Source organism: Nonomuraea sp. 3N208, assembly GCF_052245935.1.
GTDB lineage: Bacteria > Actinomycetota > Actinomycetes > Streptosporangiales > Streptosporangiaceae > Nonomuraea.
In genome coordinates this window covers 254,217-267,476 of the sequence record NZ_JBQQBR010000012.1, presented here as the reverse complement: position 1 = coordinate 267,476, position 13,260 = coordinate 254,217, and the positions used below count along the sequence as shown (strand labels likewise).

The window sequence follows — 13,260 nt, the reverse complement described above, 5'->3', positions numbered from 1 at the left end:
TGACTGTGCCCGGCTCCGTCAAGGTAGTCATGAGGAACGTCCTTCTCGGCTCCGTCGGGGCGCCCCTCCTGGGCGGCCTCTCACCCCCACTACGAACACCCCCGACCCGATCCGACACCGCCCACAAAAATTTCGTCGAGATCTTCCGGCGCGGTGTCGTTAGCGAACCGACCACGGTGGTGTGGAGGCACCTACGCACGCTTCTCAGCCGCGTGCCACAGCTGGAGATGTCGCGGCGCTCCGGATCGCCCACGTCAGGCCCGGTATGACGATCACCGCTGCCCGTACATGACCACCCACGAGCAGGAGCCTGGCCGATGTAGTCGTGTGGCTCGCAGCAAGCGGGAGCGCGAACCAGACCATGGTCAGCGCGAGTGCGACCCGGACAAAAGTCTGCCGCGGCGGTCTGTTGCAGCCGGGCGGCTCGACGCACGCTTTCCTGTGCCGGTAGGCCAGGGTTGGCTGGACTTCCTGGGAATGACTGGTGCGCCACTGCTTTCACGATATGAAGGGATATGTGGAGTTTGCCCGCTACTGGCGTTACCACGGGCTCGGCGGCCTGGACCTGATGCGTGCGCAGTTCGTCCGGCACCGGTTCGCCCGGCACAGCCACGAGACGTACGCGATCGGGACGCTGGAGGCCGGTCAGGAGGAGATCAGGTTCGCCGACGGCGTGCAGTACGCGAGCGCGGACGAGGTTGTGATGATCGAGCCGGGCGTTGTCCACACGGGCGAGCCCCACACGACTGATGGATGGGCGTACCGGGTCCTGTACCCGAGCGTCGAGCAGGTGCGGGAGGTCGCCGACGAGATCGGCGTGCCGGGCGGGACCCCATCGTTCGAGCGGCGGGTGGTCGCCGACCCGCGGTTATCCCAGAGGGTGGCGGCCGCCCATCGCGCGGCGGAGTCCGGCGGGTCGCTGGCCGCGGACACCGAGCTCCACATGCTGCTGACCCTCGTGCTCGCTGCGTACGGCACACGCCGGCCGCAGCGCCAGGCTCACACGGTCGGCAGGAGGAGCGTGGCCCAGGTGCGGGACCTGCTGCACGCGACGATGCCCGACCCGCCCAGCCTGGCCCAGCTGGCGACCGTGGCAGGGGTCTCGCCGTACGTCCTGCTGCGCTCTTTCCGGCGCACGTACGGCATGCCGCCGCACGCCTATGTGACCCAGCTGCGCGTCGCCAAGGCCCGCGAGCTGCTGCGGCAGGGCATGCCGCCGTCCCAGGCGGCCGTGACGGCGGGGTTCTGCGATCAGTCGCACCTTTCGCGGCACTTCCGCCGCCTCGTCGGGGTGCCGCCGCGTGCCTACCAGCGCGGGGTGCAATAACGTCCAATCCTTCACGTACGCCGTGTGCCTACCGTGTCCGCATGACGACCGACGAACGTGCTCTTCCCCTTGACCTCGACCCCTCCGCCATCGCGCGTCTGGGTCGGCACGCGGTGGACTTCCTGGCCGACTGGGTCCGCGAGCTAGACTCGGCGCCCGCGAGCGACTACGGGGAGGCCGAACGGCTGGCCACTGCGCTGCGCCGGCCGCCCGGCGACGGCCCCGGCGACTTCGCCGCGCTCCTGGAGCTCTTTCGTCAGGCCGCTGGGCAAGGCGTGGACACGGCCGGTCCTGGCTATCTCGCCTACTTCCCGGCGGGCGGGCTGGTCACCGTGGCGCTGGCCGAGTTGCTGGCTCAGGCCGTCAACCGCTTCACCGGCGTGGCCCAGGTGGCGCCCGCGCTGGTCGCCATGGAGCACGGAGTGCTGACCTGGTTCTGCGATCGGTTCGGGCTGCCCGCGGGCGCGGGTGGACTGGTCACTACGGGTGCCTCGGTGGCGACGTTGTCGGCGCTACTCGCCGCGCGCCACGCCCTGGGAGACGGCACGTTGTACGTGACCGAGCACACGCACTACTGCGTCGCCAAGGCCGCCCGCATCGCCGGCCTGCCCGCCGAGCGGATCCGCACCATGCCCGCCACCGCGGACCTGCGCATGGACGTCTCAATGGCGGCCACGATGATCGCCGCCGACCGCGCCGCGGGGCTGCGTCCGTTCCTGTTGGTCGGCACCGCTGGAACCACCAGCTCCGGCACCATCGACCCGCTTCCCGAGCTGGGCGAGCTGGCCCGCAGGGAGGGGTTGTGGTTCCACGTGGACGCCGCCTACGGTGGCGGATTCCAATTCACCGAGCGCGGCCGGGCCCGGCTCACCGGGATCGAGGCGGCCGACTCGATCGCGCTGGATCCGCACAAGAGTCTGTTCTTCCCGTACGGCACGGGCCTGCTGCTGGTGCGCGACCCGGCCGTACTACATGCCGCCCACGCGGCCGACGGCCGGTACCTGCAGGACCTCAGCCCGACGGACGATCTGCCCGACTTCGGGCACCTCGGGGTGGAGCTGACCCGGGAATTCCGCGGGCTGCGGCTGTGGCTGCCCCTGCACCTGCACGGCGTACGGGCCTTCGAACGGGAGCTGGACGAGAAGCTCGACCTCGCCGTGTACCTCCACCGCCACCTCGCCGAGGACCCACGCTTCGAGGTGCCGTGGCAGCCGGACCTGACAGTGGTGCTCTTCCGGCTCCAGGGGACGGACGAGGACAACAGGCGGCTCCTTGCGGAGATCAATTCCAGCCGGCGCGTGTTCCTGAGCAGCACCACCATCGACGGCAGGTTCTTCCTACGCCTGTGCGTTCTCAGCTTCCGCACCCACGCGGACCGTGTCGAGGAGGCCCTCGGAATCATCCGATCAGCGTGCTAACCGGAACCTTTGTCTCCTGCTCACCACCGTGATGCTCGACGGCCTCAGGGCCGCAAGATGGGCTGCGTCGCGCAGCACACGCGCGGCCCGCTCACTGCCGTCGAAATGCACTCTGAACGCCGGGCGCAAGGTCTCCTTCTCCCGAACCCTGAAGACGGCCGACTGGGCCAACACCACTATCGCCGCTGGTGACACGGCAGAAGAGATCGACAAACTCAGGCTGGGCGGCGACGGCCACATCGTGGTCTGGGGCGGCGTCAGCCTCATGCGACTCGACCTGATCGACGAGCGCGCATCGGTGCACGCGCCGCCGTTCTCGTTGAGGAGCCGAGGTGGTCTTGTCGTGGTAGCCGGTGCCGTCGGCGAGCCGCAACTTCGTGCGTGATCCCACGTCATGGCACCGTCCCAGTCACGGCACCGTGATGCCCTTCATGATCCGCCGCAGATCACGCGGCGGCGCAGTCACCACGACGGCCAGGCCGAACTCGGACATCCAGACGAACGTTTGGTCGTGGAGGCTCCCGGGTCGAGCAGGTTCCCGCGCAGTCCGGCGATGGTCGTCGGCTTGACCTCACCTCTGGACAGACTGTCCCACCAGTTCTGTCTATGGTCGGAGTCGGCGGTGGTGTCCATGGAACGCGACGAGCAGGCGCTGCTCACCAGATTCCAGCGGTTCGCGAAGCAGCACCGCATCTATTTGTCGGCCGGCATGACGGTCTAGCAGCGGCGACAGCGCGCGCCGGCCTTCGTCGGCGGGCTTGGCCGCCACCGCTCACGTCCTGATGGCGTTTAGCTCGGGGCCCGCGGCCCGTTTCTGCCGTATTCCGGAACCGCCAGTTTGGCACCCCTAGGAAACCGGCCGCAGAGGGCATCGTCGTGGCAGATCAGCCCAAGATCACGGATGTCGCTGGCGTGTCATCGCAATTGGCCACCAGGGTCCCCGATGGGCGCAAAGTGCCGCTACCGCCGGGCAACAGCGCAAGGAAGGGCACCTTGCTCGTCGACGGACTCTGGCGCGGTCTCTGGACCCTTCGGGACGGAAAGGTGCAAGTCGAGGCGTTCACGAGACTGATGGCCGCCGAGCATGACGCCGTGGAAGCCGAAGCTCTCCGAGGATTCCTCGGTACCGGGATCGGCAGCTGACTCAAGGCGGGGGTACCTGTCATGCGATACGCCAGTGCCGCCACCGAACAAGCCTCCGGATGGCCGCGCGATCGCTCCGCTTCCTGACTTACACGGTCCACGATCAGCACGCGATCATCGGCCTGACGGCGTCGGCGAACTAGCGGAACAGATGGATGAGTTCTTCGGCTCGCTCGGTGCGCTCGATCCAAACCTCGCGACCGCGGCGCTGTCTTTTGATGAGCTGTGCGGCATGCAGCCTGTGGCAGTAGCGGGTCATGCTGCTGTGCGCGATCTTGATTTCCGCGGCCAGCGTACTCATCGTCATGGGCCGGTCCAGCGAGAAAAGCACCTCGGCACGGATCGGTCCGATTAGTTCGGATAGCTGATCTGTTGCCGGCGCGGCCGACCTGTGCCATAGCTGTTCAGCGCCGGAGAGCGGATACGCGATCCAGACTGCATCGGGGCTGTCCAATCTGGCGATCACCGCGCGCCGACCCGCAAGCATCGGCAGCAGGACTATGTGACGATTCCCGCGATCGAAGCTGCCGGATTCCATGTCGCTGATCAACAGACCGTGTTCCCCGTACCGAATGCGGTCGCTCAGGGCGCCCAGCAGCAACTCCTGCCCGCCGCGAACCGCGGCGATCCCCACACGTTCGATCTCTTTGTCGAGCAGCGGGCGGGCCCGCCGCCAGAGCGGCTCGGCGGCCTTCCACACGTCGGCGAGCGCGGAGGCGTATCCACGCAGCCACTGATCGGGCCGTTCAGCGACCCCACGCCAGTGCGCAGGTGGAGAGCCTGTGCCAAAGGTCTGCTCCAGGTCGTCGATCAGCCACGAGGGATGCATATCATGCAACATTTCGATCTGAGCCTGGACGGACACATCCTCCACCGTCATGCGCGGCACCACGCTGTCGGGTACGACCGAGTAGCCGGGTACCGCGAGCGGGCGCGCCGCTTCACGTCCAGCGAGGCCAACGGCGGCCTGGATCGTCCGCCGCCACACCTGGGGCAAGCCTCTCGCCCGGCCGGCCAGCGCATCGGTGATCATGGCGAGCGCGGTGAGGCTCGGATTGATCGACAGAGAGAGGCGCGGCGCAGAGGAGATCCGCAGCTCGGTACAAATATTTACCTTGGACGTCACGGTCATCCTAGGATGCACATCAGTCATCAGTCATCGTCTTAATGAAGCTTTGATTTCTCTGTCTTGTCGGACATCACCAAGGCTGTCATAGGAGCCAGACAGGCAATATCCACACCGCGCATCACAGGTTGCGCAGAACGGCCAAAGACCGAGCAGGCCCCAAGGCTCGGGCGCTCCGCCGCGCCCGCCCGGACGGCGCACCGATCTACGTCATTCTGGACAACCTGTCGGCCAACAAGACCGCCGCCATCCGCGCCTGGGCCGCCGCGCACAAGGTCGAGCTGTGCTTCACCTCGACCAACGCCTCCTGGGCCAACCCGATCTCTGTTAACCGGCCTTCGGGCGGAGGACTCGCCCGGGCTGCCTGAGGTTCCCCGCCGGGGAGTCGGCAGCCATCAGAATCGGCTGGTGTCCCTTGGGGGAGCCATGAGGCAGCGTGTCATTCTGACTGGGGACGGTCATCGCATCAGTGGAAGCGGCCAAGATGCTGAACTGGTCAACCAGTTCCTGGCGCAAGACTGCGGAGGAAGAGACAGATGAGGCGAGCGAGGGGGAGGCGGCGACCGCCCCGCTCAGCAGCACTGCCCGGTCACCGCGGCCAAACGCATGATCGTTTTCGTGTTCATGTTCTTTTCGACGCACGCCCATACGGAAAAGTTGAGACACGGCCGGTGGTTGTCTGTTCGGCCGTCGGTGTGCCGAAGCGCGTCAAGTCTGGAACAAGCAACGCAAGGACGAGGTGCTCATCGATGTCCAGGACGTTGCTCTCGGCCATATGACCAAGCAGCGGTGGAACGCCGCGGATCAGTGGGTTTGGTCTGCTGAAGTCACTCATGAGCCGTTGGTCACGCCGGAGGAGTTCGAGCAGGCCCAGGAGATTCTCGCCGGTCGGGGACGTGGGCCGACCAGCCACAAGCCGCATCCCACGCGCAGGCCCTATGCCCTGCGCGGGGTTCTCTTCTGCGGCTACTGCACTCGGCGTGTGCAAGGCATTGGAACCACGGGCAGTCCTACTACAGGTGCCGCTATCCGGCGGAATACGCCCTGGCCAATGACGTCGACCATCCGAAGACGGTCTATCTACGAGAAGCCGACGTCCTGCCGTCGCTGGATGCGTGGCTGGCCGTGCAGTTCGGTGGGCGGCTCGAGGAGACGGCGCGCGTCCTCGCCGATTACGGCCAGGAGCCGAAGGACGGGATCGCGGAATCGCTCAAGCTGAAGATCGAAGGGTGTGACCGCAAGCTCGCTCAGCATCGGGCAGCACTTGAGGCCGGCGCGGATCCGGCACTGATCGCTCAATGGATGGCTGAGACGCAAGCACAGCGAGTTTCGGCTCAGGCGCAGCTACGACAGTCCGGCGGCCGACGCCGCATGACGCGGGAGGAGATTCACTCCGTGATGATCGCACTAGGTGACCTCGTCAAGGTCATTCAGGAAGCTGACCCGCTCGACAAGGCCGAACTCTACGCCCAGATCGGGCTGCGGCTGACGTACAGACCCCAGAAACAGCTCGTGGAGGCTCAGGTTATCCCTGGCCCCCACGTGTGCAAAAGGTACGTGTCCGAGGGGGGACTTGAACCCCCATGCCCATCACTGGGCACTAGCACCTCAAGCTAGCGCGTCTGCCTATTCCGCCACCCGGACTTGGTGCCTGCACGCGAGACCGTCATCTCGCGTCGGCTCAGTAAGGTTAGCAAACTCTACGGAGTGCGTCATACCAAGAATCCGGTCAGTCTTCGAAGACGTCTCTGTGGGACCGGATGGGGTGGGTGCGGGGCGCTGATGGCGGTCTCTTGGCGTGGTGGCCGGGGTGATGGGGTAGTTGGGGTGGGTTTGGGGCTTGGGGAGTTGGTGAATTTCTGGGGCTCAGGTGAAAAGCCGTTGCGACGACCTTGAGTACTGCTACGGTTACGGACCGTTGAGGATGAGTCCACGGACCGGCCTCACGATGTGGAGCCGATTCTGGAGTTCGGGAGGTCACGTGGTGCGCACGGCGGTGCGGCAGTCGAGGGAGTTGTCCCTCGCTGTGTGCCGTCTGCCAGTGACCGTCCCGGAGCAGGACACGACTGACGATCATGTTCGCCGGATGGCGCGGTTCGCGGCCGGCGCTCGTTGGGTCATCGTGCGGGCAGTCACGATCGGTGCCCTCGCGGTCGCCGGGTGGCTGCTCGCTGTTCTGTTCAGCATGCTCGCCGCCGCTCCGGCGGCTGCGGATGCCACCGCCATGGCACGTTCCACCACGGAAGGTGCGGAAGGTTCCGTTCTGACGACGGTTGTGGCGTTTGGCGACGCACCCCATGCCCTCGTGGGCTCGGATCACGGCTCGGCGTCGGAGAACGCCCAGGCCATGGCCGGGCGCACGGTCGACGGGCTCAACAGCCAGGAGGATCCTGGCCTTCCATCACCGTCCACCGCCGGCAAGATCCTGGACACCAACGGCTTGGTGCCCAACGGCGGTGGCAGCGGACCGTTCGGGTCCGCCACGGGGGACGTCGCGAGGTCCGTCTTCGACCCGCGGCTCCAGGCGCGGCGCGCCCTCCCGGCGTACGTGCCGCCCCCCGTCGTCCGCACAGCGGCGGACGACCCTTCTTTCTCACCTGACTGATCCCTGCCTGCGCACCGGTCGGCAATCCATTTTCAGTACCGGTCTTTCCATGCGACAGCGGCGGAGCGTGGCTTGATCCCCTCCGTCAGCGGATGACACGTCAGTCAAGCCGGTTCGCGGATCCGAGGTCTCCGCTGTGCGTGAACCTCACCCGGTCTCGGGCTGCCCGCGATCCGTTCAGGTATCCCCCCAAGAACCACTAGGAGCATTCATCATGCGTACGTGGGCCAAGGCATCGACCCCCGCCGCCCTTCTCGCGGTGGCGGTCATGTCGTTCGGCGGCGGCACCGCCCTCGCCGACACCTCTGGCGACGGTTCGGTCGGCGGCGGCAACCAGGTCGACCTGCCGATCTCCCTCCCCATCGACATCAGCGGCAACTCGGTCGCGGCGGCCGGCTCGGCGGAGGCCTCCTCGCAGGGCGGCGCCGCGGTCGTGAACGACGGCAAGAGCGGCATCTCCAGCAGGACCTCGGGCGACGATTCGGTCGGCGGCGGCAACCAGGTCAACCTTCCGATCAGCGCCCCGGTCAACGCCTGCGGCAACGCGGTCTCGCTGTTCGGCAAGTCCGACGCCGGCTGCAAGGGCGGCGCGACCGTCCGCAAGCAGGGCAAGGGTGGCGCGGGCGGCAACCGTACCTCCGGGGACGGGAGCGTGCTCGGCGGCAACCAGATCACCGCGCCCATCTCCGCTCCGCTGAACGCCTGCGGCAACGCGGTCGCGATCTTCGGCGACGCCACGGCGGGCTGCAAGGGGGGCGCGAACGTCTCCAACACCGGCGCGGGCGGCAACCGTACTTCCGGGGACGGGAGCGTGCTGGGCGGCAACCAGGTCGTGGCGCCGGTCAGCGCGCCGATCAACATCTGCGGGAACTCGGTGGCCGTGTTCGGGCGCGCGTTCTCGGGCTGCAAGGGCGGCTCCTCCGTGAACAACGGCGGGTCGGGCTACCGCAAGCACCACATGAGCGCGGGCAACGACACCGACGGGCGCTTCGGGGCAGGCAGCGGCAACCAGGTCGTGGCCCCGATCAGCCTGCCGGTCGAGGTCTGCGGCAACGCCGTGGGCAATGCGACCGGGGGCTGCTCCGGCGGCGCCGAGGTGCGCAACGCGGGCGCGGGCGGCAACCGTACGTCGGGGCGGGGCGGTGTGCTGAGCGGCAACCAGGCGGTCGCGCCGATCGCCGCACCCGTCAACGTCTGCGGGAACTCGGCGGCCCTGCTCGGGCACGCCTTCGCCGGGTGCAAGGGCGGCGCCAAGGTCCGTAACTCCGGCGCGGGCGGCAACCGTACGTCGGGGCAGGGGGGTGTGCTGAGCGGCAACCACGCGGTCGCGCCGATCGCCGCGCCGATCAACATCTGCGGCAACGCGGCCGCGGTGCTCGGGGCGTCCGAGGCCCACTGCAAGGGCGGAGCGGGTGTCTCACCGCGCAGCGGCGGCGGTAACTGGACGTCCGGCAGGGGCGGGGTGCTGGCCGGTAACCAGATCGTGGCGCCGATCGCCGCACCCGTGAACGTCTGCGGCAACGCCGCGGCCGTCCTGGGCGACGCCGCGGCCGGATGCCTGGGCGGGGCGCAGGTCGGCAAGCCCGGGTACGAGCGGTCCGGTGGAGTGTACCGATTCGCTCACACCAGCGGCGTCCACGCCGCCGGCAAGGCCGCGGCCGCGGAGAGTGGTCTGCTGCCCATGCTGGCTGCCGTCCCGGCGCTGGGCGGTATCCAGGGCGTTCCGGCGATCGGGGCTCTGGAGGGTCTTCCCGCTGCTGGGGCCCTGCAGGAGAGCCTCGGCCGGCTGGAGGGTGTCTCCGGGGTGACCGAGCAGGTGCACGGGCTGGTGAGCGGCACTCGACTGCAGGACGTCGCCGGCGCCGCCCACCTCGACGCCGTCTCCGGCCTGACTCAGCAGGTGACCGCGGTGCCGCTGGTCGAGGACGCCGCCAGGATGTTCGGCCTGCCGGCGCTGCCCGAGCTGCCCGGTCTGCCGGCCCAGGCGCAGGCTCCGGCCAAGGCGGCGAAGGCCGCGCACTCCGGCCTCGCCGACCGTGGCGTGCCGGCCCGCTCGTCCTCCCCGCTCAGCCCGGCGACCGACCTGATCGCCTCCACCCCGGTCGGCGGCGCGGTGACCTCCGTCACCCAGGGTCTGCCCGTCGGCGACATCGGCCTCATGAGCGCCGAGCAGCCCGCCGGCCTCACTGGGATGAACGCGAGCGCGCTGCTCGCTCTCGCGCTCGGCGCCATGTTCGCCGCCTCGGCGACGCTGTTCGCATCGGCTCGCCGCTTCCGGTTCGCCCGTAGGTAGTAGTGCGAGCGCCGCAGGTAGTGCTCTTCCGCCAGGGGTGCGCTTCTGCCAGGTAGTGCGATCTGCCAGGTAGTGCGAGTCCGCCAGGTAGTGCGAGTCCGCCGCCTCCGGCTCGCCTGAATGGTGCGAGCCCCGCGGCTTCCGGCCCGGCCGGAAGTGGGGAATCGGCGAGTACGTATACAAGTACGGCTACTGCTCACAGCCCGTGAGCAGTAAGCAATAGATGCTTTGCCCGTTCCGGGGGCGCGGCCTGGGACGGGCAAAGCCATGTCCGCGTTCAGAGCGTCCGGCGGACCCGCATAATCTTGCGGCGTAGCCGTACGTGACGGCTCCCGTCGGGGTGGACCCGTACGCGAGCAAGCTCCCACCGGCCGTACTCTGCGTGTTCGGTCAGCAGCTGACGTGCTGCTTCGCGAGTGAGGTCGCGCGGAATGAAGATATCCATGTAGGAGTAGTCGAGCACAACGATTAGTCTCCAGAGTGAGTCAGGGCGCCATGCCGCTCGATGGGCCTTATTCTGCGTGCTTGTGGGTGGACCCGGAAGGTAGTGGGTAGCCCGGGGGAAGGAAATTTCCGCGAGTCGGGTTACCTTTCAGTCTGTGCCGACTCCCGGCAGGGGGATTTTGCAAGCGAACAGCGAGGTAGGAAGCAGCGTGCCAGCCAAGAACGGCAGCGCCGGCGGAACACGCCTGGTGATCGTCGAGTCGCCGGCCAAGGCGAAGACGATCGCGGGGTACCTCGGGCGCGGCTACATCGTCGAATCGAGCATCGGTCATATCCGCGACCTGCCGGAGAGGGCCGACGACATCCCCGAGAAGTTCAAGGGGGCGCCATGGGCGCGTCTCGGGGTGAATGTCGAGCACGACTTCGAGCCTCTGTACGTCGTCAACCCCGACAAGAGGTCGCAGGTCGCCAAGCTGCGCCAGCTGCTGAAGGACGCCGACGAGCTCTATCTGGCCACTGACGAGGACCGCGAGGGAGAGGCCATCGCCTGGCACCTGCGCGAGGTGCTCAAGCCCAAGGTGCCGGTGCACCGCATGGTGTTCCACGAGATCACCCCGCAGGCCATCCAGGACGCCGTGGCCAACCCGCGCGACCTCAACCTCCGCCTCGTGGACGCCCAGGAGACCAGGCGCATCCTCGACCGGCTCTACGGTTACGAGGTCAGCCCCGTGCTGTGGAAGAAGGTCAAGCCCAAGCTGTCGGCGGGTCGCGTCCAGTCCGTGGCGACGCGGCTGGTGGTGGAGCGTGAGCGGGAGCGCATCGCGTTCACGTCCGCCCACTACTGGGACCTGCAGGCGCTGTTCGACACCAACAAGCCGGAGGAGCGTCCGCGCGACTTCACTGCGACGCTGACCCTGGTCGGCGGCAAGCGGGTGGCGCAGGGCCGCGACTTCGCCAGCACCGGGCAGCTCAAGAACGCCGACGTGCTGCACCTGTCCGAGGCGGCCGCGGGCGAGCTGGCCGGCCGGCTCCAGGGAGTGTCGTTCGCGGTCAAGTCGGTCGAGCGCAAGCCGTACACGCGCAAGCCGTACGCGCCGTTCCGGACGACCACATTGCAGCAGGAGGCCAGCCGGAAGCTGGGATTCTCTGCCAAGTACACGATGCAGGTCGCCCAGCGGCTCTACGAGAACGGCTTCATCACGTACATGCGTACCGACAGCATCACGCTGTCGGAGACGGCGGTGGCGGCCGCGCGGTCGCAGGCGATCAAGCTGTACGGCCGCGAGTACGTCCCGGACAAGCCCCGCGTCTACAGCAGCAAGGTCAAGAGCGCGCAGGAGGCGCACGAGGCAATCCGGCCTTCGGGCGAGGAGTTCCGCACGCCGGGCGAGACCGGGCTGTCGGGCGACATGTTCCGCCTCTACGAGCTGATCTGGCAGCGCACGGTGTCCTCGCAGATGAAGGACGCGGTCGGCGAGTCGGTCACGGTGAAGGTGAGCGGCAGGTCGTCGGCCGGCGAGGACGTCGAGTTCAGCGCGTCCGGCCGGACCATCACGTTCTACGGCTTCCTCAAGGCGTACGTGGAGGGTGCGGACGATCCGTCGACCGACCGCGACGACTCGGAGAAGCGGCTGCCGAACCTGGCCGAAGGCGACCCGCTCAGCATGACCAGGCTCGACGTGGCCGGGCACTCGACCAAGCCGCCCGCGCGCTACACCGAGGCGACGCTGGTCAAGGAGCTGGAGGATCGGGAGATCGGGCGGCCGTCGACGTACGCCTCGATCATCGGGACCATTCTCGACCGCGGCTACGTGTTCAAGAAGGGCACGGCCCTGGTGCCGTCGTTCCTGGCGTTCGCCGTGGTCAATTTGCTGGAGCAGCATTTCGGCAACCTGGTCGACTACGACTTCACCGCCGAGATGGAGAAGGTGCTCGACGACATCGCCAATGACCGCGCGGAGCGGGTGCCGGAGCTGCAGCGGTTCTACTACGGCTCCGACGGCGACGAGGGCCTGAAGGAGATGGTCACCGACCTTGGTGACATCGACGCCAAGGAGATCAGCTCGTTCCCGGTCAAGGGGTCGGACATCGTCCTGCGGGTCGGACGGTACGGGCCGTACCTGGACAGGAACGGCGCACGGATCAACGTGCCCGAGGACATGACGCCCGACGAGCTGACCGCGGACAAGGCCGAGGAGCTGTTCTCGCGGCCGACGGGCGACCGGGAGCTGGGGCACGACCCGGTGACCGGGCACATGATCGTGGCCAAGGACGGCCGGTACGGGCCTTATGTGACGGAGGTCCTGCCCGAGCCGACCGCGGACGAGGAGGCTCCCAAGCGGCGGACGAAGAAGGCCGACACGCCGAAGCCCCGTACGAGCTCGCTGTTCAAGACGATGTCGCTGGACACGATCACGCTCGAGGACGCGCTCAAGCTGCTGTCGATCCCCAGGCTCGTGGGCGAGCTGGAGGGCGAGGAGGTCGTGGCGTACAACGGGAAGTTCGGCCCCTACCTGAAGAAGGGGACGGACTCGCGTTCGCTGGCCTCCGAGGACGACCTGCTCACGGTCACCATTGATCAGGCGAAGGAGCTGTTCGCGCAGCCCAAGCAGCGCGGGCGGCGGGCGGCGGCCGCGGCGCCGCTGCGCGAGCTGGGCGCCGATCCCAGCTCCAAGAAGCCGGTCGTGGTGAAGGAGGGGCGGTTCGGCCCGTACGTGACCGACGGCGAGACCAACGCGTCCCTGCGTAAGGGCGACACGGTCGAGGACATCACGATCGAGCGGGCGGCGGAGCTGCTGGCCGAGCGGCGTGAGCGGGCGCCCGCGCCGAAGAAGACCACCACCACGAGGAAGGCGCCGGCGAAAAAGGCTCCCGCGAAGAAGCCGGCGGCCAAGTCGTAAGTAG

At 67.9% G+C, this 13,260-nt stretch carries 11 protein-coding genes, 1 tRNA gene and 2 pseudogenes; 9 read left to right on the top strand and 5 right to left on the bottom strand.

Features of this window, described 5'->3' with window-relative positions; genetic code table 11:
• Window positions 1-204 precede the first annotated feature (204 nt).
• Complete coding sequence (locus tag ACTWPT_RS20545; RefSeq protein WP_443179040.1) at window positions 205-456, bottom strand: DUF6069 family protein; 252 nt, start codon at window positions 454-456, stop codon at window positions 205-207.
• 61 nt (window positions 457-517) lie between these two features.
• Here ACTWPT_RS20545 and ACTWPT_RS20540 point away from each other — a divergent pair, with 61 nt between their 5' ends.
• From ACTWPT_RS20540 to ACTWPT_RS20525, 4 genes are all read left to right on the top strand, one after another.
• Window positions 518-1,327 carry an AraC family ligand binding domain-containing protein gene (locus tag ACTWPT_RS20540; protein WP_443179032.1) on the top strand — a complete coding sequence of 270 codons (810 nt, stop codon included), beginning with the start codon at window positions 518-520 and terminating at the stop codon, window positions 1,325-1,327.
• A 41-nt stretch (window positions 1,328-1,368) separates the two neighbouring features.
• A complete protein-coding gene (locus tag ACTWPT_RS20535) occupies window positions 1,369-2,745 on the top strand; it encodes a pyridoxal phosphate-dependent decarboxylase family protein (protein WP_443179031.1) in 1,377 nt (458 codons plus the stop codon).
• Between the two features lie 28 nt (window positions 2,746-2,773).
• Window positions 2,774-3,130 (top strand): dihydrofolate reductase family protein, encoded by a 357-nt coding sequence (locus ACTWPT_RS20530; RefSeq protein WP_443179030.1) that lies wholly within the window; start codon window positions 2,774-2,776, stop codon window positions 3,128-3,130.
• A gap of 180 nt (window positions 3,131-3,310) precedes the next feature.
• Window positions 3,311-3,466 carry a hypothetical protein gene (locus ACTWPT_RS20525; protein WP_443179029.1) on the top strand — a complete coding sequence of 52 codons (156 nt, stop codon included), beginning with the start codon at window positions 3,311-3,313 and terminating at the stop codon, window positions 3,464-3,466.
• Window positions 3,467-4,027: 561 nt separating this feature from the next.
• Here ACTWPT_RS20525 and ACTWPT_RS20520 read toward each other — a convergent pair.
• Window positions 4,028-5,041: a hypothetical protein gene (locus ACTWPT_RS20520; RefSeq protein WP_443179028.1), complete on the bottom strand. Its 1,014-nt coding sequence runs from the start codon at window positions 5,039-5,041 to the stop codon at window positions 4,028-4,030.
• 149 nt (window positions 5,042-5,190) lie between these two features.
• Here ACTWPT_RS20520 and ACTWPT_RS20515 point away from each other — a divergent pair.
• Together ACTWPT_RS20515 and ACTWPT_RS20510 are read left to right on the top strand one after the other, a co-directional pair.
• Window positions 5,191-5,346: pseudogene (locus tag ACTWPT_RS20515) on the top strand (IS630 family transposase); the annotation flags it as partial.
• Between the two features lie 347 nt (window positions 5,347-5,693).
• Window positions 5,694-5,894 (top strand): annotated as a pseudogene (locus tag ACTWPT_RS20510) (recombinase family protein); the annotation flags it as partial.
• Window positions 5,895-6,094: 200 nt separating this feature from the next.
• Here the strand turns inward: ACTWPT_RS20510 and ACTWPT_RS20505 are convergent.
• Both ACTWPT_RS20505 and ACTWPT_RS20500 read right to left on the bottom strand, forming a co-directional pair.
• Window positions 6,095-6,268, bottom strand: a complete 174-nt coding sequence (locus ACTWPT_RS20505) for a hypothetical protein (protein ID WP_443179027.1) — start codon at window positions 6,266-6,268, stop codon at window positions 6,095-6,097.
• A 304-nt stretch (window positions 6,269-6,572) separates the two neighbouring features.
• Window positions 6,573-6,658 (bottom strand) — tRNA-Leu (locus ACTWPT_RS20500).
• Window positions 6,659-7,100: 442 nt separating this feature from the next.
• Between ACTWPT_RS20500 and ACTWPT_RS20495 the strand changes: the two genes are divergently transcribed.
• Window positions 7,101-7,619, top strand: coding sequence for a hypothetical protein (locus ACTWPT_RS20495; RefSeq protein WP_443179026.1), 519 nt, complete (start codon window positions 7,101-7,103; stop codon window positions 7,617-7,619).
• Window positions 7,620-7,833: 214 nt separating this feature from the next.
• Complete coding sequence (locus tag ACTWPT_RS20490) at window positions 7,834-9,912, top strand: chaplin family protein (protein WP_443179025.1); 2,079 nt, start codon at window positions 7,834-7,836, stop codon at window positions 9,910-9,912.
• Between the two features lie 277 nt (window positions 9,913-10,189).
• Here the strand turns inward: ACTWPT_RS20490 and ACTWPT_RS20485 are convergent, their stop codons facing one another.
• On the bottom strand, window positions 10,190-10,357 hold the full coding sequence (locus tag ACTWPT_RS20485) for a DUF5703 family protein (RefSeq protein ID WP_443179039.1): 168 nt from the start codon (window positions 10,355-10,357) through the stop codon (window positions 10,190-10,192).
• Between the two features lie 208 nt (window positions 10,358-10,565).
• Here ACTWPT_RS20485 and topA point away from each other — a divergent pair, with 208 nt between their 5' ends.
• Complete coding sequence (gene topA, locus ACTWPT_RS20480; RefSeq protein WP_443179024.1) at window positions 10,566-13,256, top strand: type I DNA topoisomerase; 2,691 nt, start codon at window positions 10,566-10,568, stop codon at window positions 13,254-13,256.
• Window positions 13,257-13,260 lie beyond the last annotated feature (4 nt).

Excerpts from the sequence above, each read along its gene's own strand:
- ACTWPT_RS20535 (WP_443179031.1), top strand. The coding sequence starts at position 1,369 with ATGACGACCGACGAACGTGCTCTTCCCCTTGACCTCGACCCCTCCGCC.
- ACTWPT_RS20520 (WP_443179028.1), bottom strand. The coding sequence starts at position 5,041 with ATGACTGATGTGCATCCTAGGATGACCGTGACGTCCAAGGTAAATATT.
- ACTWPT_RS20505 (WP_443179027.1), bottom strand. The coding sequence starts at position 6,268 with ATGCTGAGCGAGCTTGCGGTCACACCCTTCGATCTTCAGCTTGAGCGA.
- ACTWPT_RS20495 (WP_443179026.1), top strand. The coding sequence starts at position 7,101 with ATGGCGCGGTTCGCGGCCGGCGCTCGTTGGGTCATCGTGCGGGCAGTC.
- ACTWPT_RS20490 (WP_443179025.1), top strand. The coding sequence starts at position 7,834 with ATGCGTACGTGGGCCAAGGCATCGACCCCCGCCGCCCTTCTCGCGGTG.
- ACTWPT_RS20485 (WP_443179039.1), bottom strand. The coding sequence starts at position 10,357 with ATGGATATCTTCATTCCGCGCGACCTCACTCGCGAAGCAGCACGTCAG.